Raw genomic sequence first — 19,618 nt, forward strand, 5'->3', positions numbered from 1 at the left:
ATTTAAATTGTTTTCAGTAGTGTAAAGTTGTTTGAGAGCGGATCTAAACTATCCATTAATTTTGGGATAAGCTGAGTACCCAATTCCAAATACAGTTCCGAAAAATTAAGTTGTCGTTCTTGTAGCGATAGGTTAGGAAAAAGCTCGTTTTGGATATCCGTCATTCTAACAACATGGTCCTTCAACTTTCTCTTTTGTGCTTGCAACAACCTTTTTTCCAATGCATCCAGTCCCTTTTTTTGTTTTACCTCTTGGGCCTTTACTGCTCCTAAAAAGGTTTTATCGGTTTCTTCTGCAAGTTTGTACAATGTTTGGAACTGCTCTTCTAAAAGTTCTTTTTGAGGTGAAAAATCAATATCAATATTAGAAATTTCTCTTATTCTTTTATTGATAAAGCTATTTTGCTTTAAAAAAAGGTCAGAAATCTTTAAACTGAGTTTTTCAACTTTTTTCGCTTGCTTTTGCGTCATGACCAAGGCAGAGTTACGCAGTAACAACATTGGAAAAGTCACATCTACAGCTTCAAAATAAGATTTAAGCTCCAACCAATATGCGAGCTCTCCCCCTCCTCCAATATAGCAGAGATTGGGAAGAATAACTTCTTGGTACAACGGGCGGGCAATTACGTTAGGCGAAAAACGTTCAGGGTATTTTTCAAGTTCCGCAACAAGGTTTTCCTTTGAAAAGGACAGCTCTGTATTATTGACATGAAAAACCCCATCCTTTTCCACAATTCGTTCTCTAACACCATCCAAAAGATAGAAGTAGTTTATCTCTCTTGGATTTACTTGTATGTTATAATCAGAGGATACTTCTGCTAATATATCAATAGACGCCGAAACTTTGTGAAATGGAAGGTTTTCAAAAATATCCCGTTTGGCAAAAGGAACCAATAGTTTCTTTAGTTCTAAATCATCCCCATCAACAATCACCAAACCATATTCTCCAAACAATTTATTTGCAAGAAAACGAGTAGCATCTGACAAGTTCTCATGTTCTAGATAAGCACTTTTAAACAACGCTTTCAACTCATTGGCGTTTGCCGTATTCCCGAGTTCAGAAGAAAATGTATTAAAAACAGTATCTAATCCCTCTGTCTTCAAATTTCCAACTGCTCCAGAAGCTTCTCTGTTCCATTGAACTTTCTGTCCTTTAAAATTGAAATAGTTTATTTCATCAAAGTCATGGTCTTCAGTAGCCATCCAATATATGGGAACAAAGTCGTAATCAGGATATCGTTCCTTCAGTTGTCTTGTTAAATTGATGGTGGAAATAATCTTGTATAAAAAATATAATGGTCCTGTAAAAAGGTTTAGCTGATGCCCAGTAACTATTGTAAAAGTGTTTTCTTCTTCTAACAAAGAAATATGGTTTGCTGTAGCCTCCGTAACCGAAAAGCCCTTATACTGATGTTTAAGAGCATTAGAGAGAATAATCCTATTGGAAGTAGGATAGTTGGCCTTCTTCTCTTTTAATTGATTTTCAAAGTTTTCTAATAGGGGAAATCTGTTAAAAAACGGTTGCAAGTTCTCGCTCTGGTCAAGATAATCGCAAATAAGTTTAGAAAAATAACCCGTTTCCTTAAAAGGTATACAATCTACTTCCATTAAAGTTTTAATATCGTGCTAAAGATAATCCTCTTCTTTTTTTCAGTTCCTAAAAATACGTTAATTACGTTTTTAGTCAATTTACTGAGTACTATATAGATCAAGAATGGTCATTATGGAATTTATCATTAGATTTGATTTCAGGCAAATTAACCTCTATATGACAAGACTTTTACTGTTATTTTTTACATTTATTTCTTTTTCAATATCCGCTCAGCAGCTAAAATCTCCTTCAGATTTTTTGGGGTATGAACTTGGTACGGAATTTACCAGACACCATGAGGTGGTAGATTATTATGAATACCTGGCCAAGGAAGCTTCAGACAGGGTTAAACTCACAGTCTACGGACAAACCAATGAGCGGAGGCCTTTGATATTGGCCTATGTATCTTCAGTAGCCAATATCTCTAATCTAGAAAACATAAGGCAAGAGCATTTAAAAGATACTCAAGGTGGTGGAAATACATCTAAAGCAATAGTTTGGTTAAGTTATAATGTTCACGGTAATGAAAGTGTAAGTACAGAGGCATCTATGCAGACCATTTATGAATTGCTAACCAATAAAAGTTCTTATTTGGAAGATGTCGTTGTCATTATGGACCCCTGTATAAACCCCGATGGTAGGGACCGTTACAGCAATTGGTACAATCAATATAAAAATTCTCCATACGAAGTTGATCCCAATAGTAAAGAACATCATGAAGGTTGGTGGAGTGGCAGAAGCAATCACTATATGTTTGATTTAAATAGGGATTGGGCCTGGTTAACACAAATTGAAAGTCAACAGCGAATAAAGGTATATAATAAATGGCTGCCACACATACATGTAGATTTTCACGAACAAGGGGTGGATAACCCTTACTTTTTTGCTCCTGCAGCGGAACCTTATCATGAAGTGGTTACTGATTTTCAAAGAGATTTTCAGGTTACTCTTGGAAAAAATCACGCAAAATACTTTGATGCAAATGGTTGGTTTTACTTCACAAAAGAAATGTTTGATCTTTTCTATCCCAGTTATGGAGATACCTACCCTACCTACAATGGTGCTATTGGGATGACCTATGAACAAGGAGGAAGCGGTAGAGCTGGTCTTGGAGTAATTACAAGGATTGGAGATACTTTGACGTTAAAGGACAGAATGGCCCATCATTTTACTACGGGACTGTCCACAATAGAGGTTTCAGCTAAAAATGCGGATAAACTGAATACTGAGTTCAAGAAGTTCTATCAAAATAAAACTTTTAAGTACAAGAGCTATGTGTTGAATGGAGATGAAGATAAAATTGATGCACTTAAAAATCTACTATCAAAACACAAGATTGAGTTTAGTAGTGCCCCTAAAGGAACATTCAAAGGATTTAATTATAACACCGGGGCCAATGGCAGTATAGCTAGTTCAAAAAACAGTCTTGTAGTTTCTACAAATCAAACCAAAGGTACATTAGTAAAGGTTTTGTTTGAACCCAATGCCAAACTAAGTGATTCCCTTACTTATGATATTACAGCATGGTCTTTACCTTATGCCTATGGTTTGGATGGTGTTGCCTCTACTTCTATTGCTGCTAGCGGTGTTGAAGAAATGGACGTCCAAATAGCTCCAAGTCAATCCATAAATGCCAAAAACTACGCTCACATAACAGACTGGAACAGCATGAAGGACGCTCGTTTCTTGGCCGAGCTATTAAAGAAAGGAGTACGTGTACGAAAAACGAATCATCCATTTTCGATTCAAGGCAAATCTTTTGCCCGAGGAAGCTTAATTATAACCAAATCAGACAATCAGAATAAAACAGACTATATTGAAGTTTTGAAAAAAGCTTCAGATAAGTTTAAAAAGGATATGACCCCTTCAAGCACGGGTTTTGTAGATTCCGGGAAGGACTTTGGCTCCTCATATGTGCAAATGATTACGAAAGCGAAAATTGCAGTACTATCGGGGAAACCAACATCAACTTACCGTTTTGGTGAAATCTGGCACTTTTTTGAACAGCAATTGCACTATCCACTTACGGTGCTTGATAATGATTATTTTAATAGAGTTGATTTAAAGGATTATCATGTGCTGATTTTACCTGATGGTCGTTACGGTGATTTTTTCAATGAAAAGCAGCTGAAAAAGCTTCAGGACTGGGTTAAAACCGGTGGTAAGATTATTGCAATGGGAGGAGCTATCAATGCAATTGATGGCAAAAAAGGGTTTAGTATCAAAAAGAAAGAAGTAGCAAAAGACTCAGCGGATGTTAAACCAAAACCACATAAGAGTACGCAAAGAGAGCGTATTAAAAACGCTATTACTGGAGCAATATTTAAAACCAAAGTAGACAATACCCATCCCCTGGCCTATGGTTATGGACCTAATTATTTCACATTGAAATTAGGAAGTTCCAGCTATGAATACCTTAAAGATGGAAATGCGGTTTATCTAGAAAACAATACGAAACCTATTTCTGGTTTTGCAGGCAGCGATGCACAAAAAAACATTGGCAACTCTTTGATTTTGGGAGCTGAGCAATATGGGCAAGGACAAGTTATCTACATGATAGACAATCCATTGTTTAGAGGTTTTTGGGAAAATGGCAAGCTGTTTTTTGCCAATGCACTTTTTATGGTAGATTAATTTTTTTTCTTTCGAAATGGTTTAGACTTCTTCAATGTTCTTCCCTTACAAATAGAGACATGTTTTTAAAAGGGAGGTGGTACTTTACCGAAAAAATAATGTTCAGTATTAGAAATGCTTCCCTGTTAGCTTTTTTATTGTGCCTTGTAAATGGTTTTTGTCAAGATAGTTCTACAACACAACAAGAAGATACCCTCGAATTATTTAATGCCATTAATGAGGTAAATTTAGAAAGCATAAGAATTCTTCCAAATACCATTGTGAATGTTCTAGACTCAACTGGACTTTCAGCACTTTCACATGCGGTAAGAAGTAAAGAATTAAAACTCGTTAAATTGTTGTTGGAAAAGGGTGCCAATCCTAACCTAATCAACAATGATAATCTCGAGACTACCCCATTAATGCAATGCAGTAACGTTAACAGCTTAGAAATAGCCGCGCTTTTAATAGAAAAAGGAGCGGATGTTAATGCCCTTGATAAAAATGGAGATCCGGTAATACATTGGGCTGCTTATTTTGGGCAAGAAGAACTTACACAACTTTTGTTGGACAATAACGCAAAAACCGACCTCATTAGCATACATTCAGATGGTGTGATGCAAGTGGCTTTAAAAGAATGGAAATCCAACGTCGTTGCAACCTTAATGGTCAATGGTGTATCCCTAGTTCCCGTTACAGCATCGAGCAAGGAACTAATAGATGCCGTTAAAACCCAGAAAATAGAATTTCTACAGAACACCTTAACCAAGATAAATGCGAACACTCTAGATGCATCTGGCACTCCTCTTCTAGTAATAGCGGCCGAAACAGGCAACCTCGATGTTGTTAAAGTATTACTTGAGAAGGGAGCTGATATTGATATTATGAATCCGACAGGTCATACCGCGTTGAATAGGTCCATCTACTTTGAACAGCAAGAAGTCGTTGATTTTTTACTTGATCAAGGTGCAGATGTCAATAAAACGGATAACATTTTTATTTTACCTCCATTAATTGCGGCGGCAATAAAAAACAATGCTGAAACGGGAAAAAAACTAATTGAACTTGGAGCAGAGGTAAATGTTTTGGATAAAATAAACAAATTTTCTCCTTTAACCTGGGCAGTAATCTATGGGCATATTGACTTTGTGAAGATGATACTAAATTACAAGCCCGATTTAAACATTATGACTACATACGGAACAACTGTAAATGAAATGACACAAAACAAAGAAATACTGAATCTTCTAAAGTTTTAAAAAAGATCGGACCAATTGGTTTGAGTTATCTCCCTACAGAAAGAGACATCAAAATTTTCGGTAAGTGTATCTTTGAAGTTCAAAATGAATAAATGGCTTGGCACATTGTATTATTCCTTTTTTTTGTTATTATAGGTACAGGAATTGGTTTTTTATTTTTCTTCAAAAAAAAAGGAAATCGATTTGCAAATACCATACTTGGAATTTATACGCTCCTTTTCTCTTTTGAACTTTTTTATAATTGTTTAAAATGGTCTGGATACCTTGAAGAACTGGAATTTGTGCATTTCACGTTCACACATTTCCCCCTCTGGCTAATCTATGGCCCTTTGGTTTATATTTTTGTTAGGACAGTTTTGAAAAATGTAAAATTCAAGAAAAGTGATTCTCTTTTTTTAATTCCAGTAATTCTAATCATTATACTGAATGCCCCTTTTTACTTTTTAAAAGCTTCAGTGAAAAAAGAAATATTGCTCGCTGGAACGTTTAATGAATACTCTTGGATGCCCAACTGGACTATATGGGCAGTAATATTACTCATGTTTTTTTATAGCTTATTGACCTATCATCAATTTGGGCCGAGAAAGAATATCGGTTTTAAAGAAAACAAATGGCTAAAATGGTTTCTAGGATCTTATTTTGGGTTTGTCATGGCATTTTCTTCGTACATTATTTTAACTCGGTTCAACCTTATGAATCCTAGTTACGATTATTTCGTGGATATCGTCATTGTCCTGTTCATAGGTATCCTTAGTTTCTTTGGGTTTGTTCAGCCAGAAGTTTTTGAAGGAAAGTCCATCCAACAAGTTATTCCTTTTGTAAAGTACAGAAAAACAGGGCTTTCAAATACATTATCCATTGAAATGAAAGAAAAGCTGTTATATATAATGAAAAATAAAAAGCCATACTTGGAGAGCACCCTGCGACTGGATGATTTGGCCCTTGAATTAAACTTATCCAGAAATCATACTTCCCAGGTGATAAACCAACATTTTAACCTCTCCTTTTTCGATTTTATAAATAAATACAGAGTTGAAGAAGCTAAAAAATTACTTACCCAAACTGTTGAAAAAGCTACCGTCGTTCAAATAGCATACGATGCAGGTTTTAATAATCGTGCTTCCTTTTACAAAGCCTTTAAAAAGTTTGAAAATCAAAATCCGACGCAATATATAAAGCCACCTAGGGCATCATAATTCTAAAAAAGTGTAAAGGTTTACACAAAGAGACAGCTTGTTGTACTCTTGGTTATACTTTTAGCGAAAAGTAAAACTAATGACGCTTCGTTTAACAACAATATTACTAACCATTGCAGTTTTACCAGTAGGGTGTATCAAAAAAGCTGAACCATCAAATCCGTTATTGGGCTCATGGTCTATTGAAACTATACAATGGATTTCAAACGATACTACAGTCATTCGAAACCCAAAACAAAATGGGCTTCTACTTGTAACTCCAAATAGATATAGTATTTGTTGGAGTCCTTTAGAAACCAAAAGAAACCCGTTTCAAAATCTAAGCGCGCCTACCGATGAGGAAGTTCTTGAGGGTTTTAAAACTATAGTTTTTAATACCGGAAGTTATGAACTTTCCAATTCAATATTTAGTACTAAGCCCCACATGGCCAAAGTGCCTGGTTTTGAAGGAGGAAAGCAGTTTTTCGATTATGAAATTTCGGATAATGAAATGACACTAATTTTATTCGATGAAACCTATCCAGATGGAAAAAAACCTTCCTGGTTTGGAAAATGGAGAACAAAATTCAGTTTAACCAAGCTGGAAGATTGAAGAAATAATTCTTTTAACTTTTGAAATCAAAGTTAAAAACCCTTTATATCATTAAAAATCATTAATTTAGAGTAGTAGTTTTTCACCAAAACCACATTTGCAATGAACAAGAAATATCAAAAAATTCGAAAAAAAAATCAACGCATAATATTATCAGTATTATATGTTTTGGTATTTGGAACAACAAGCGTGTTTGCGCTCCAAGAACAGGAAACAACTGAAAATTTTAAGCAGTATAAAGGAGAGGTTATTGATGGGTCTTCAAAAAAAGCTCTGGTATTTGCCACGCTTTCTGTAGAAGGCACTAATATTAGTACAATTACCAACACAGAAGGAAGCTTTCTTTTAAAAATTCCTGAAAGTATTACGAACGGTACGGTAGTCGTATCTTTTTTAGGATACAAAAGCAAAAACATTCCGCTTTCCCAGTTAAAATCAAACAAAAACAAAATCTCTCTTATTATTTCTGTTACTGAGCTTTCAGAAGTTAACATAAATGCTCCAAAAGATGCTGCCGCCTTAGTAAGAGAAACTCTTGCTAGAAAAGGGGACAATTATTTTGACGACCCCACCTTGATGACCGCGTTTTATAGAGAAACCATTAAAAAGAGAAGAAAGAACGTATCCTTATCAGAAGCAGTAGTTAACATCTATAAAACACCCTATAGCTCACTTCGTAAAGACGCCGTGGAACTTTATAAGGCTAGAAAAAGTACTGACTACAGCAAATTGGATACGGTGGCACTAAAATTACAAGGAGGGCCTTTCAATACTTTGTACGTGGATATTATGAAATATCCAGAGTATATTTTTGCAGAAGGATCTATAACAGACTATAAGTTCACATTTAGTCGTTCGACAAGAATCAATGATAAATTAATCTATGTTATCAAATTCGATCAGTTAGAGACCATTAGCGACCCGCTATATACCGGTGAACTCTTTATAGATGTTGAGAACAGAACGTTGACCAGTGCCATTTATACCTTGAATATAACCGATAGAGAAAAGGCTGCCCGGCTTTTTGTTCGTAGAAAACCAGCAAAAGTAGATGTATGGCCAACAGAAGTTGCCTACCGCGTGGATTATAGGGAAAAAGGAGGGAAATGGTACTATGGCTATAGTAACGTCCTATTGGAGTTTAAAGTTGATTGGGAAGACAAGTTATTCAATTCTGTATATAGCATGACCGCTGAAATGGCCGTTACTGATTGGGAGAAAAATATTACTGGCGAATTACCAAAGAATAGGGAGAGACTTAAAAAATCCATTATTTTAAGTGATGAAGCGATTGGATTTTCCGATCCAGACTTTTGGGGTCAATACAATATCATAGAACCTGAAAAATCTATAGAGTCAGCAATTAAGAAAATACAGCGACAATTACGCAGATCAAAAGCAAAAGGCGGGGCTTCAGCTCCTTAATTAACTCAAGTTTTAATATTAAAAAGCCTCTTAAAAGAGGCTTTTTTTATTGAACTTTACAATAAATGTTTAAGTTTAAAAACTTCCATTCATATATGTTAAAAAGAAGAAAGTTCATCAATCTGGCAGCGCTAATGTCTACAAGCGCACTATTACCTAATGTTACCACATCAAAAAAAGTTAGTGAACGGAATAATCCACAGCTTTTAGCAAAACGGTTAAAAAAAGGAGATACTATAGGTCTTATAGCTCCGGGTTACGCTGTTAAGCCGGAAACCCTAGAGGAAATGAAAACAACATTAACAGAAATGGGATTTATCCCTTTTCATACAAACCGAATTCACGGAAACCACGGTTATTTCAGTAACACAGACAAACAAAGAGCTACAGATCTTAATGAAATGTTTAAAAATCCAGAGATTGATGGTATCCTATGTGCGCGAGGCGGGTATGGCTGTACTCGGATCATGCAAATGATCGATTATCAAAGTATTAGAACAAACCCCAAAGTATTAATTGGATTTAGCGATATAACCGCTCTGCTAAACGGTATTTACAAAGAAACCGGCCTAATCACCTTTCACGGACCAGTTGGAAGTACAATTGCTGATGCATACAGTAAACAACAATTTAGCAATACGCTTATGCATCCCCAATATCCTCAAAAAATAGATAATGTTATCCTAGAAGATGAAGAAATGATTAATGATGTAGAATATGAACGTTACACCATTACTCCGGGGCAAGCAATAGGGAAACTTGTTGGAGGCAGTCTTACCTTAATAAATGCGCTTATAGGAACACCTCATGAAATAGATTTTACAGACGCTATTGTTTGTATAGAAGATGTTGAAGAAGCTCCCTACCGAATAGATAGAATGCTTACTCAGTTAATTGAAGGCTCTAGTTTTAAAAAAGCAAAAGGTGTTGTTTTTGGAGTTTGCGCAGGTTGCAATGGCAGCAGCAATTCTAAATCTTTCACTTTAAAAGAGGTAATAATGGACAGAATAGCGTCTTTAGATATTCCAGCAGCTTATGGGATGAGTTTTGGCCATGTTCCAAACAATTTTACTTTTCCAATTGGCACCGATGCAAAATGGGATGCAGATAAAATGACTTTGGAATTATTGGAAAAAGCCATTTATTAAAATCAATTCCCAAATAAAGTTTCACCCATAAAAGAACTGGCTTGATTGGTTTGATCAAGCCCGTTCTTATAAATGTTCCACTTTTATTTCTCAAACTCTTGCAGTGTTTTTATAATGATGGAAACACAATCCAGCAATTGTTCTCGGTTCATTACCAAAGGTGGTGCAAAACGAATAATGTTACCATGGGTTGGTTTTGCCAAAAGACCATTTTCTTTTAGGGCCATACAAATATCCCATGCCGTTGAGCTGTCTTCAGTATCATTAATAAGAATTGCATTGAGCAATCCTTTTCCTCTAACTTTTATTACTAGGTCACAAGTTGAGATGAATTTATTGAGTTCTTCTCTAAAGACTTCACCTAGTTCAAAAGCATTTTGTGCCAGTTCTTCATCCTTAACAACTTCTAATGCAGCAATACCAACGGCTGCAGCTATTGGGTTACCTCCAAAAGTACTTCCATGACTACCTGGGGTAATTACATCCATAACATCGTCGTTTGCCAAAACTGCAGATACAGGATATGCTCCACCCGAAATTGCCTTGCCTAAAATTAAAACGTCTGGTTTTACATCTGGGATTCCACTGCAATGCTTATCACTACAAGAACAATTTCCACATGTGGCCAATAACCGTCCTGTACGGGCAATACCTGTTTGTACTTCATCAGCAATAAAAAGTACATTGTATTTTTCACAAAGTGATTTAGCGGCTTTAAGGTACCCATCTGATGGCACATAAACACCAGCTTCACCTTGAATAGGCTCAACTAAAAACCCTGCAATATTTGCATTGTTTTTCAAAGCTTCTTCCAAGGCACTTAAATTATCATATTCAATTTGGATAAAGCCCTCTGTGTAAGGACCATAATTTGCCTTTGCTACAGCATCATTGGAGAATGATATAATCGTTGTTGTTCTTCCATGAAAATTGTTCTTGCAAACAACAATATTTGCTTGATTTTCTGGAATTCCTTTTTTCTGATATGCCCACCGTCTACAAATTTTTAAGGCAGTTTCCACCGCTTCTGCACCGGTATTCATGGGCAAAACTTTATCAAACTTAAAAGTGGAAGTAACATACTTCTCATACTTACCCAACATATCGTTGTAGAAAGCTCTTGATGTTAAGGTCAACGTTTTTGCTTGTTCTGTCATTGCCCCTACAATTTTTGGGTGACAATGCCCTTGGTTTACGGCAGAGTAGGCGGACAAGAAATCATAATACTTCTTACCTTCTACATCCCATACAAAGACACCTTCTCCCTTGCTCAATACAACAGGAAGTGGGTGATAATTGTGAGCTCCATACTTGTTTTCTAAATCTATCGCTTGTTGCGATGTTAAATGTTCTAAAACAGCCATTTTAATTGTTTTTGAATTAATAAAATAACCATTCCTGCAATACCTTTATCCTTTCGAAGTCTCGAAAATTCAGCGTGGGAGAGAAATCATCCCTGAAGAGCTGCTAAAATATTAAATATTTATTCAAACTTAAAAGATTGTCTGCTTTAATCAGTCATTCTTTTAGTGGATAAGGTTGTTATTTGTAGCTCTAACCGCTTTAGCTCTCGAAGAATATCATTCTTATCCATTTGCATCCATACAAACAGTTTTATCATACCCATAAAAATCAAGCAAGCAAATATTCCGGTTCCCCATTTAATAAGTTCATTTGTAACCTCGGTATTCAAAAATTGAACAACACAAAATATGAGCAATCCAAAAATAACCAGGTTAAACAAATTCATGATAATGGCCAACCACCCGGTCTTTCCTTTAAACACACCGCCAAGTTTTTCAATAAGGTTTTGTTCCCCAAGTTCATCATAAAACTTTGCCTCTTCTTGGGTCAGTGCTTCCTTGATAAGTTCGTCTATTTTTTCAATGTCTTTTTTCATCTTTTTTTCTTTAAAATTCCTTTTAATTTTTCTCTGGCATGAAACAACCTTGATTTTGTTGTTCCTTCCGATATGCTTAGTATGCCGCTTATTTCTTTCAATGAATATTCTTCCAAATAAAATAGCTTCAATACCATCTGTTGATTTTCTGGTAATTCTTTAATTGCTAAAAGAAGTTTTCTTATTTCAGCTTCTTTATCATTAGCTACATCGTTGGTTATTGAGTTGTTATAAATTCCCTCAATGTTCTTTTTACTTCTTTTTAATTTGTTCAAATGATCCAAGGACTTTCTTGTTACAATTTTTGTAGCCCAACTACTAAAAGAATTTGGATCCTTTAGCGTGTAAAGTTTACTAATTATGGTTTTCCATGAATCCTGTACAATGTCTTTGGAAGCCTCAAAGTCATATGTGTACCTATACGAATGCTTGCACAATCTAATATGATGTCTCTTTACCAATATGGATAACGATTTTTTATTACCAGATTGATATTCCAATACCACTAACCCATCAAAAACTTTTTCTGTTGTTTTCATATCACTTACTAACCTATAGACAGCGAAATATTGGAAAGGTTCAAAAAAAAGAAAATTTTTATCCTTTCATTTTCACAAGTTACTTGTTCTTAATAGAAACCTATTCTTACTTTTGCCACATGCGCAAAAAAAGAAGTCGACTAATGTTTGAAAATGTCGAAGTAATAGATGCTGGAGCAAAAGGAAAGTCAGTTGGAAAAGCTCCCGATGGTAGAATTATATTTCTATCCAATGCCGTGCCTGGAGATGTTGTGGATGTAATGACCACTAAAAAGAGAAAAGCTTTTTTTGAAGGTATAGCAACAAAATTTCATACCCTATCCGAAAGAAGAACAACACCTAAATGCGAACATTTTGGAGTTTGTGGGGGGTGTAAATGGCAGCACATGGCATATGAACATCAACTCCATTTTAAACAAAAAGAAGTTGAAAACAACTTAAAACGTATTGGAAATCTTGAACTGCCCGAAACAACACCAATTCTTGGTTCTAAGGAACACTATTTTTATAGAAACAAGATGGAGTTTTCATTTTCGAGCAGTCGTTGGTTGACTCAAGAAGAAATTGATTCTGAATCTCAGATTGAAGACAGAAATGCTTTAGGGTTTCATATTCCCGGTATGTGGGATAAAATTCTGGATATTAAAAAATGTCACTTACAAGAGGACCCTTCCAATGCAATTAGGTTGGAAGTCAAAAATTTCGCGAGTAAGAATGGGCTTGCATTTTTTAACCCTAGACAACAACAAGGGCTATTGCGCACTATGATGCTTAGAACAGCTTCTACAGGTGAAATAATGCTTCTTATCCAATTTTTTGAGGATAACCAAGAACAACGTGAACTGCTATTGAACCATATAGAACAAACTTTCCCAGAAATCACTTCATTGCTTTACGTCATCAACCAAAAACAGAATGACACTATTTATGATCAAGAGGTAGTTTGCTTTGCTGGGCGGGACCACATTTTTGAAGAAATGGAGGGGTTGCGTTTCAAAATAAATGCCAAGTCATTTTATCAAACAAATTCAGAGCAAGCCTATGAACTTTATAAGGTAACACGTGATTTTGCAAATCTTACCGGAAACGAACTTGTCTATGACCTATATACCGGAACAGGAACCATTGCTCAATTTATATCTAAAAAAGCGAAGAAAGTAATAGGGGTGGAATCAGTGCCGGAAGCAATTGAAGATGCGAAAAATAATGCCCTTCACAACAACATTTCCAATGTGGAATTTTTTGTGGGTGATATGAAAAAAGTCTTTAATAGTTCATTCATAGAGCAGCATGGACAACCAGACATCATAATAACCGACCCTCCGCGAGATGGTATGCACAAGTTAGTGGTAGAACAACTTTTACAAATAGCTCCAGAGAAAATAGTGTATGTAAGTTGTAACAGTGCAACCCAGGCAAGAGATTTAGCTCTTTTAGACGAAAAATATCAGGTGACAAGAGTACAGCCGGTAGACATGTTTCCGCAAACACACCACGTAGAAAATGTTGTACTTTTGGAAAAACGGGTATAGTTTTTGATAAAATTTGTTTTTACTCTAGAATGAAAAAAATACTTCCCATCTTACTTATTGCCCTCTCGCTTATTTATGTTCCTTCCTGTGAAAAAGATGACATTTGTGTTGACGGTGACACTCCTTTGATAGTAATTGGTTTTTACGATGCTACAGATACCACTGTGTTTAAATCCGTTCCTTCTATACGGATTAGGGGCATTGATAATGACAGTATTTTAGAAACTGATTCGTTTAGTGACCGTTCAAGTTCGCCAGATTCACTATCGATTCCATTAAGAATTGATGGTACAAGCACCAGATATGAATTTATAACTGATTCCGCGGATGATGAAACAAGCATGGAAGAAACGGGCAATAGAGACATCTTATCGTTCAACTATACCGTTAGTGAGCAATTTATTTCAAAAGCTTGTGGTTTTGTTGCTAATTACAATACAGTCACCATAGGATTGACATCTGATGACACCAACTGGATTCAAGATATTACTGTGGTACAAGACACCATCGAAAACTCCAATAACATCCATGTTAAGATATTTCATTAGTATTATTTTTATCTCGCTTTCGTTTTTGGCAAAAGGCCAAGACAAACCTGTGGACCTTCAACCAAAAGATACGGTGGAATACAGGCAAGAGTACGGTTTGCGGGTTGGTGCCGATATAAATAGATTGCTATTTTCTTTTATTGATGAAGATTACACAGGTTTTGAATTGGTTGGCGACTATAGAATTACCGAAAAGCTTTATCTGGCTGCAGAGTTGGGCAATGAAGAAAAAACTCAAACCGAAGAATTGAGCAATACCCCATTGTACAATTATACGTCATCCGGAAGCTATATAAAACTTGGGGTAGATTTAAATACCTATGAAAACTGGTTTGGAATGAACAACGCTATTATTATTGGTGGTAGATATTCTGTTGCCAGTTTTAGCCAAACCTTAAATGAATATAGCATTTTTGAAAGCAATAGATTTTTTAATCCTGATGAGTTTTTGCCAGGAGCACAACCGGGAGAGGAGTTTAGTGGTCTAAGCGCTTCTTGGCTAGAATTTGTTTTTGGTATAAAAGCAGAGCTTTTTGCCAACATCTATATTGGAATGAGCGCTCGCCTAGGATTTTTGGTTACAAATAAGGAAGAGGAACGTTTTCCCAACCTCTGGATTCCTGGTTTTAATAGAGTAACTGATGGCAGTAATTTTGGAGTGAGTTATAATTATTCCATCTCCTATTTTATTCCATTGTATAAAAAAGCGAAAAAGAAAAAAGAAAAATTACCAGAAACAGAGTAAAAACATTTTAAGATGGGCATTAAAAATACTCATATCAACTATGTTGAGTTCAAGGCAAAAGACCTAGAAAAGATAAAACAGTTTTATAGTGAATGCTTTGGGTGGGTTTTTACAGATTATGGCCCAACGTATACCGCTTTTGAAGAAAGTGGTATTGAAGGAGGGTTTGAAACAACAGGGGAAGAAATAGTAAATGGAGTGCTTGTAGTGTTATATCACGAAAACCTTAATACTATAAAGGATAGTATTGAAGCAGCTGGCGGAAAAATATCCAAAGCCATTTTCTCTTTTCCAGGAGGACGTAGGTTTCATTTTGTGGACCCTTCAGGAAACGAGCTTGCAGTCTGGTCAGACAAATAAGAAATAGTGTTAGATTTCTCTCATTCCTTTAATGAAAATCCATTTCATTAATACTTTTTCACCATCGTTAGTTTTAACAACTCCAAACTTAGGTGCCAAAATAGTAGCAATTATTGCAGAAATCACAGCCAAATAAACAGAGGCTATAGGTATATAATATCCTAAAGTCAAACGGATGATTAGAAACAGAGTAACAAAGGCAATAAAATTTAACAGCAAAGCTTTATGTTTTGGTTTCATCTAGTATCTGTATTATGCTTAGCTTTCTTACTGCCCTCATACATTTCATATTTAACTAGTCTGGATTCCAGTTTTCCATTGAAAGCCTTTATTTTTCGAGAAGGCCTTAGACCAACATATTTCAATGCTTCAAGGTTTGAAGTAATCAACCACGCATTTGTACCCGGATAGTGTTGTTTTAAGGTGTCTCCAATTTTCCCATAAAAATCTTCAACGTCAATTTGAAGCCGTTCCCCATAGGGTGGATTAAAAACCATATGTAACCTTGCATCCAAGGGTTTTTCAGTCCTAAAAAAATCTTTTCGTTCTATAGTAATATATTCAGAAAGATTGGCGTTGTCGACATTTTCTTGAGCCTTTCGCGTTGCCGAAGGAGCTTTGTCATACCCAATAATCTTATGATGAAATTCTCTAGTTTTATTTAGACTTGCCGTCTCAATTTTTTCATGAAGTTCTGCATCATAGTCATTCCACTGCATGAACGCATATGATTCTCTATTAATGTTTGCTGGGATATTGCAAGCAATCATTCCAGCTTCAATTAAAAAAGTGCCACTACCGCACATAGGATCCAAAAAATCCAATTGTCCGTCCCACCCGCTCAAAAGTAATAGGCCAGCGGCCAGCACTTCATTAATAGGTGCAATATTGGTAGCAATACGATAACCACGTTGGTGTAAGGAGTTTCCAGAGCTGTCCAGAGAAATTGTGCATGTATTTTTATATAAATGGATGTTAACGCGTATATCTGGGTCGTGGGTGTTTACGTTGGGACGTTGTCTTTTAACTGCCCTGAACTTATCCACCAAGGCATCTTTAGCCTTTTGCGAAACATACATTGAATTGTTGAATACCTCCGAATTCATTGTAGTATCAATGGCAAAAGTTTTATCATGGTCAAAATAGTCTTGCCAATCAATAGCATATACACTATCATACAATTCCTTTTCATTGAACACCTTAAACCTTTCAATGGGTTTCATGATTTTCAACGCCGTACGTAGACAAAGGTTCGCTTTATATAAAAAACCTATATCTCCATCAAAAGAAACATTCCTCACTCCCTCCTCCACATTTCCAGCCCCGAGGTTTCTCAATTCCTTGGCTAAAATGGGTTCAAAACCATATAAAGTTTTGGCCAACATCCTAAAATTTTCTGCCATTTTTTTATAAAAAACTTTCGGTAAAAATAGGCTATTTTTATCCCTTCAACCTAGCTAATGGATTTTCCCTATTTAATGATATATGCAGTACCTATGTTAGCTGTATGGGCAAGTTTTGCTTTTGTACGGATTGCAAAGCCCAAAGACAAAAAAAACATAAAGCTCTTATTGGCTTTTAGTGGCGCATTTTTATTGGCACTTACTTTTTTTGAGCTGCTACCTGAAGTCTACGAGGACAACAATCCCAAAACTATAGCGGTATTAATTTTAGCAGGAATATTGCTTCAGGTCTTTTTGGAGTTCTTTTCTAAGGGAGCGGAACATGGTCATATGCATATTGACCTTCAAAAGAATAAATTTCCTCTGCTCTTATTTTTAAGTTTAGCGGTACATGCCCTAATTGAAGGTGTTCCCGTAGATGGCAATAATTCTATTTTATATGGTATAGTTATCCATAAAATTCCAGTAGCTATTGTTCTGAGTATCTTTTTGGTCAATTCAAAAATGAAAAAAAGTCTGGTGATTTTATTCATAGCTGCCTTTTCCATTATGACTCCCCTAGGAAGCTACATTGCAACGCAATCATCATGGATGGAAGTTAATGCGTATTTAATGACCTCATTGGCCATTGGTGTATTCCTGCATATTTCTACAGTTATTCTTTTTGAAAGTTCTCAGGGACATTCCTTTAATCTTCAGAAATTAGTGGTTATCATACTTGGAATTGGTATTGCGTATTTAATGTAATTTTAATTCTTTTCGCACAAAAAGTTTGACACACTCTATATTTAGGAGAATGTTTCTTTTTGAATTAAAATCCAATGACAAATTGCTCCTCCCAATACAAAAAAATGCCAAATCAAGTGATTATATGGTATTTTTTTAAGGGCATAAAACAGAATTCCAATAGTATAAAAAGCACCTCCCAGACCAAGAAACAATAACCCATTGCTCGACATGTTCTTGGAAAGAAAAGAAACATCAATGACGATCAACCATCCCATTATTCCATAAAGCACCAAAGAAAAAACTTCAAATCTTCCGGTAAAAAACAGCTTCAGAATAGTTCCAAAAAGTGCTATGCCCCACACCAAGTAAAACAGCAACCATCCTTTTGAATCTAAAAGAACGGTTAAACAAACCGGGGTATAAGTCCCCGCAATTAAGTAATAGATACTTATATGATCTAATGCCCTAAGCTTCTTTTTAAGTTTTGGGTTTTGTACTGCATGATAAACGGTTGATGCGGTAAAAAGAAGGATTAATGACAAACTATAAACCAGAATACTTCCAAAAAGAAACGGTTCTCCTGTCATATCTTTCTGAAAAAAAAACACCATGCCCAAAATGGAAAGCGCAATACCTAGAGCATGCGAATACGCATTCCACTTTTCTTCTATTAAAACAGATTTGGGGTCAGAGGTCAAGAAAATCTATTTGTAACGTTTACCATGTTTAATAACCATATCCACATCTTGAAGCAAGCTAATATAACGCAATACATCTCCTTTTACGGCAATAATATCTGCGTACTTCCCTGGAGTAATAGTTCCAACTTCATGAGCAACTCCCATCCAAAGTGCCGGCCAGTATGTTGCTCCTCGAATGGCATACATGGGATCAATGCCAAATTCATTCACCCAAACATCCAGCTCATGCCAGGTAGATTGGCTATGGAATTTCATAGGAATGCCACTGTCCGTGCCAATCATTAAAACAACACCTGCATCTAATAACTGATTGATTTTAGTTTCCAAAGTAGGCTTCCTTGAGGGCATCAATTGAAAATAAGGAAGTCTGTCAGGATGTTGAACACTATTTTTAATATCCACTATAACGCTATCTGGTAATCCCAAATGCCATGAATCATCATCAATGAACTCCAAATTATCCCGGTTGTATTCAAAATTGTACAGTACTTCAACAGTTGGGCACCAAAATAAAGGTCCTTGGCTCATATCCGCAGTGCGCTCTTTTATCATCGTCATAACATCATCTGGGTATCTTGGTGCAGAAGATAACCCAGTATGCTCAAAACAGTCCACACCTACTTCTAGTCCTCTTCTAATTTCCTCAGGTCTATGACTATGGGCAACAACCTTTAAATTATTTTTATGCGCTTCGTCTACAACTGCCCTAAGTTCATCCATGGTCATCTGATCATGATCAATCAACTTGATGACATCCACCCCGGCAGTAGCTAATTTTTTAACTTTTCTTCTTCCATCATCCGGACTATCAACTCCCCATCTGGAATTTTCTGTACCTGGATAGGGTTTGTGCTGTATAAAGGGTCCGGAAACATATAATGTTGCACCAGGAATTTCACCATTATTAACAGCATCACGCACCGCAATACTTTCTTCAAGTGGTGCGCCCAAATCTCTTGCACTGGTAACACCCGCCATCAGTAGTTGGTGTACAGAAGCTGGCATAATTACATCTTTCCAAAGGGGTTGATACACTTTATCCCAATATCCATAATCTGAATGACCTACTAGCTTTGTGTGAACATGCATATCCCAAAGACCAGGTAAAACCGACATGCCTTCAGTGGAAATAATCTCTGCATTGCTGGGTATTGTTGTGTTTTCTTTGTTCCCAACAGAGACTATTTTTTTCCCTTTAATAATTACAACACTATTTTTAATTGGATCGGACCCAAAACCATCAATTAAAGTTCCTCCAACAAGCGCTTTTACATTATTTTCTTGTGCAGTAATTAGAATAGAAAACAGTGTAAATACAACAATAGATAAAATTCGGTT

19 protein-coding genes (1 of these 19 cut by a window edge) are annotated in these 19,618 nt (G+C 35.9%); 11 read left to right on the forward strand and 8 right to left on the reverse strand.

Going from position 1 to position 19,618, the window contains the following annotated elements; all coding sequences use genetic code 11:
• Positions 1-2: 2 nt before the first annotated feature.
• The gene (gene bshC / locus LV704_RS01660; protein WP_163423341.1) at positions 3-1,607 is read right to left on the reverse strand and encodes a bacillithiol biosynthesis cysteine-adding enzyme BshC; all 1,605 of its coding nucleotides are present in this window, start codon (positions 1,605-1,607) and stop codon (positions 3-5) included.
• 160 nt (positions 1,608-1,767) lie between these two features.
• On the opposite strand from bshC, the gene LV704_RS01665 reads away from it, so the two are divergent.
• From LV704_RS01665 to LV704_RS01690, 6 genes are all read left to right on the forward strand, one after another.
• On the forward strand, positions 1,768-4,224 hold the full coding sequence (locus LV704_RS01665; protein WP_163423340.1) for a M14 metallopeptidase family protein: 2,457 nt from the start codon (positions 1,768-1,770) through the stop codon (positions 4,222-4,224).
• A gap of 98 nt (positions 4,225-4,322) precedes the next feature.
• On the forward strand, positions 4,323-5,462 hold the full coding sequence (locus LV704_RS01670) for an ankyrin repeat domain-containing protein (RefSeq protein WP_163423339.1): 1,140 nt from the start codon (positions 4,323-4,325) through the stop codon (positions 5,460-5,462).
• A gap of 92 nt (positions 5,463-5,554) precedes the next feature.
• Positions 5,555-6,658: an AraC family transcriptional regulator gene (locus LV704_RS01675; protein ID WP_205597897.1), complete on the forward strand. Its 1,104-nt coding sequence runs from the start codon at positions 5,555-5,557 to the stop codon at positions 6,656-6,658.
• A gap of 79 nt (positions 6,659-6,737) precedes the next feature.
• Positions 6,738-7,250: a lipocalin-like domain-containing protein gene (locus tag LV704_RS01680; protein WP_163423337.1), complete on the forward strand. Its 513-nt coding sequence runs from the start codon at positions 6,738-6,740 to the stop codon at positions 7,248-7,250.
• A gap of 102 nt (positions 7,251-7,352) precedes the next feature.
• Positions 7,353-8,675 carry a carboxypeptidase-like regulatory domain-containing protein gene (locus LV704_RS01685; protein WP_163423336.1) on the forward strand — a complete coding sequence of 441 codons (1,323 nt, stop codon included), beginning with the start codon at positions 7,353-7,355 and terminating at the stop codon, positions 8,673-8,675.
• 95 nt (positions 8,676-8,770) lie between these two features.
• Positions 8,771-9,823: an LD-carboxypeptidase gene (locus LV704_RS01690; RefSeq protein ID WP_163423335.1), complete on the forward strand. Its 1,053-nt coding sequence runs from the start codon at positions 8,771-8,773 to the stop codon at positions 9,821-9,823.
• A gap of 83 nt (positions 9,824-9,906) precedes the next feature.
• On the opposite strand, the gene rocD is transcribed toward LV704_RS01690, so the two are convergent.
• The 3 genes from rocD to LV704_RS01705 all read right to left on the reverse strand — a co-directional run bounded on the left by rocD (position 9,907) and on the right by LV704_RS01705 (position 12,262).
• A complete protein-coding gene (rocD, locus tag LV704_RS01695) occupies positions 9,907-11,187 on the reverse strand; it encodes an ornithine--oxo-acid transaminase (protein ID WP_163423334.1) in 1,281 nt (426 codons plus the stop codon).
• Between the two features lie 146 nt (positions 11,188-11,333).
• Positions 11,334-11,723 carry a DUF6768 family protein gene (locus LV704_RS01700; protein WP_163423333.1) on the reverse strand — a complete coding sequence of 130 codons (390 nt, stop codon included), beginning with the start codon at positions 11,721-11,723 and terminating at the stop codon, positions 11,334-11,336.
• The gene (locus LV704_RS01705; RefSeq protein ID WP_163423332.1) at positions 11,720-12,262 is read right to left on the reverse strand and encodes an RNA polymerase sigma factor; all 543 of its coding nucleotides are present in this window, start codon (positions 12,260-12,262) and stop codon (positions 11,720-11,722) included. Before LV704_RS01705 ends, LV704_RS01700 begins: the two co-directional genes overlap by 4 nt.
• Positions 12,263-12,381: 119 nt before the next feature.
• On the opposite strand from LV704_RS01705, the gene rlmD reads away from it, so the two are divergent.
• Genes rlmD through LV704_RS01725 form a run of 4 tightly spaced genes read left to right on the forward strand, consistent with a single transcriptional unit; the run spans position 12,382 to position 15,447 of the window.
• Complete coding sequence (gene rlmD, locus LV704_RS01710) at positions 12,382-13,794, forward strand: 23S rRNA (uracil(1939)-C(5))-methyltransferase RlmD (protein WP_163423331.1); 1,413 nt, start codon at positions 12,382-12,384, stop codon at positions 13,792-13,794.
• Positions 13,795-13,823: 29 nt separating this feature from the next.
• On the forward strand, positions 13,824-14,342 hold the full coding sequence (locus LV704_RS01715) for a DUF6452 family protein (protein WP_163423330.1): 519 nt from the start codon (positions 13,824-13,826) through the stop codon (positions 14,340-14,342).
• Positions 14,323-15,087, forward strand: coding sequence for a DUF6048 family protein (locus tag LV704_RS01720; RefSeq protein ID WP_163423329.1), 765 nt, complete (start codon positions 14,323-14,325; stop codon positions 15,085-15,087). The genes LV704_RS01715 and LV704_RS01720 overlap by 20 nt, the downstream gene beginning before the upstream one ends.
• A gap of 12 nt (positions 15,088-15,099) precedes the next feature.
• Positions 15,100-15,447: a VOC family protein gene (locus LV704_RS01725; protein WP_163423328.1), complete on the forward strand. Its 348-nt coding sequence runs from the start codon at positions 15,100-15,102 to the stop codon at positions 15,445-15,447.
• A gap of 9 nt (positions 15,448-15,456) precedes the next feature.
• On the opposite strand, the gene LV704_RS01730 is transcribed toward LV704_RS01725, so the two are convergent.
• Positions 15,457-15,687, reverse strand: coding sequence for a hypothetical protein (locus LV704_RS01730; RefSeq protein WP_163423327.1), 231 nt, complete (start codon positions 15,685-15,687; stop codon positions 15,457-15,459).
• Entirely contained in the window at positions 15,684-16,850 is a 1,167-nt protein-coding gene (locus LV704_RS01735) for a class I SAM-dependent RNA methyltransferase (RefSeq protein WP_163423326.1), read from the reverse strand. The genes LV704_RS01730 and LV704_RS01735 overlap by 4 nt, the downstream gene beginning before the upstream one ends.
• A 57-nt stretch (positions 16,851-16,907) precedes the next feature.
• Here LV704_RS01735 and LV704_RS01740 point away from each other — a divergent pair, with 57 nt between their 5' ends.
• A complete protein-coding gene (locus LV704_RS01740) occupies positions 16,908-17,597 on the forward strand; it encodes a ZIP family metal transporter (RefSeq protein ID WP_233782117.1) in 690 nt (229 codons plus the stop codon).
• A 41-nt stretch (positions 17,598-17,638) separates the two neighbouring features.
• Here LV704_RS01740 and LV704_RS01745 read toward each other — a convergent pair whose 3' ends face one another.
• Entirely contained in the window at positions 17,639-18,277 is a 639-nt protein-coding gene (locus LV704_RS01745; protein WP_163423325.1) for a hemolysin III family protein, read from the reverse strand.
• A gap of 6 nt (positions 18,278-18,283) precedes the next feature.
• A protein-coding gene (locus LV704_RS01750) for an amidohydrolase family protein (RefSeq protein ID WP_163423324.1) crosses the window boundary here: on the reverse strand, positions 18,284-19,618 show its 3' portion. It continues 6 nt past the right edge of the window; only the last 1,335 of its 1,341 coding nucleotides appear in the window; its start codon lies beyond the right edge, outside the window; the stop codon is at positions 18,284-18,286.

The organism is Flagellimonas sp. CMM7, assembly GCF_021390195.1.
In the GTDB taxonomy this organism is placed as follows: domain Bacteria; phylum Bacteroidota; class Bacteroidia; order Flavobacteriales; family Flavobacteriaceae; genus Flagellimonas.

What these genes read in the sequence shown, in the direction of transcription:
- LV704_RS01735 (WP_163423326.1), bottom strand. Translation starts at nt 16,850, where the DNA reads ATGGCAGAAAATTTTAGGATGTTGGCCAAAACTTTATATGGTTTTGAA.
- LV704_RS01715 (WP_163423330.1), top strand. Translation starts at nt 13,824, where the DNA reads ATGAAAAAAATACTTCCCATCTTACTTATTGCCCTCTCGCTTATTTAT.
- LV704_RS01730 (WP_163423327.1), bottom strand. Translation starts at nt 15,687, where the DNA reads ATGAAACCAAAACATAAAGCTTTGCTGTTAAATTTTATTGCCTTTGTT.
- LV704_RS01740 (WP_233782117.1), top strand. Translation starts at nt 16,908, where the DNA reads ATGGATTTTCCCTATTTAATGATATATGCAGTACCTATGTTAGCTGTA.
- LV704_RS01720 (WP_163423329.1), top strand. Translation starts at nt 14,323, where the DNA reads ATGTTAAGATATTTCATTAGTATTATTTTTATCTCGCTTTCGTTTTTG.
- LV704_RS01675 (WP_205597897.1), top strand. Translation starts at nt 5,555, where the DNA reads ATGGCTTGGCACATTGTATTATTCCTTTTTTTTGTTATTATAGGTACA.
- LV704_RS01685 (WP_163423336.1), top strand. Translation starts at nt 7,353, where the DNA reads ATGAACAAGAAATATCAAAAAATTCGAAAAAAAAATCAACGCATAATA.
- bshC (WP_163423341.1), bottom strand. Translation starts at nt 1,607, where the DNA reads ATGGAAGTAGATTGTATACCTTTTAAGGAAACGGGTTATTTTTCTAAA.
- LV704_RS01665 (WP_163423340.1), top strand. Translation starts at nt 1,768, where the DNA reads ATGACAAGACTTTTACTGTTATTTTTTACATTTATTTCTTTTTCAATA.
- LV704_RS01700 (WP_163423333.1), bottom strand. Translation starts at nt 11,723, where the DNA reads ATGAAAAAAGACATTGAAAAAATAGACGAACTTATCAAGGAAGCACTG.
- LV704_RS01680 (WP_163423337.1), top strand. Translation starts at nt 6,738, where the DNA reads ATGACGCTTCGTTTAACAACAATATTACTAACCATTGCAGTTTTACCA.
- LV704_RS01690 (WP_163423335.1), top strand. Translation starts at nt 8,771, where the DNA reads ATGTTAAAAAGAAGAAAGTTCATCAATCTGGCAGCGCTAATGTCTACA.
- rlmD (WP_163423331.1), top strand. Translation starts at nt 12,382, where the DNA reads ATGCGCAAAAAAAGAAGTCGACTAATGTTTGAAAATGTCGAAGTAATA.
- LV704_RS01725 (WP_163423328.1), top strand. Translation starts at nt 15,100, where the DNA reads ATGGGCATTAAAAATACTCATATCAACTATGTTGAGTTCAAGGCAAAA.
- LV704_RS01705 (WP_163423332.1), bottom strand. Translation starts at nt 12,262, where the DNA reads ATGAAAACAACAGAAAAAGTTTTTGATGGGTTAGTGGTATTGGAATAT.
- LV704_RS01670 (WP_163423339.1), top strand. Translation starts at nt 4,323, where the DNA reads ATGTTCAGTATTAGAAATGCTTCCCTGTTAGCTTTTTTATTGTGCCTT.
- rocD (WP_163423334.1), bottom strand. Translation starts at nt 11,187, where the DNA reads ATGGCTGTTTTAGAACATTTAACATCGCAACAAGCGATAGATTTAGAA.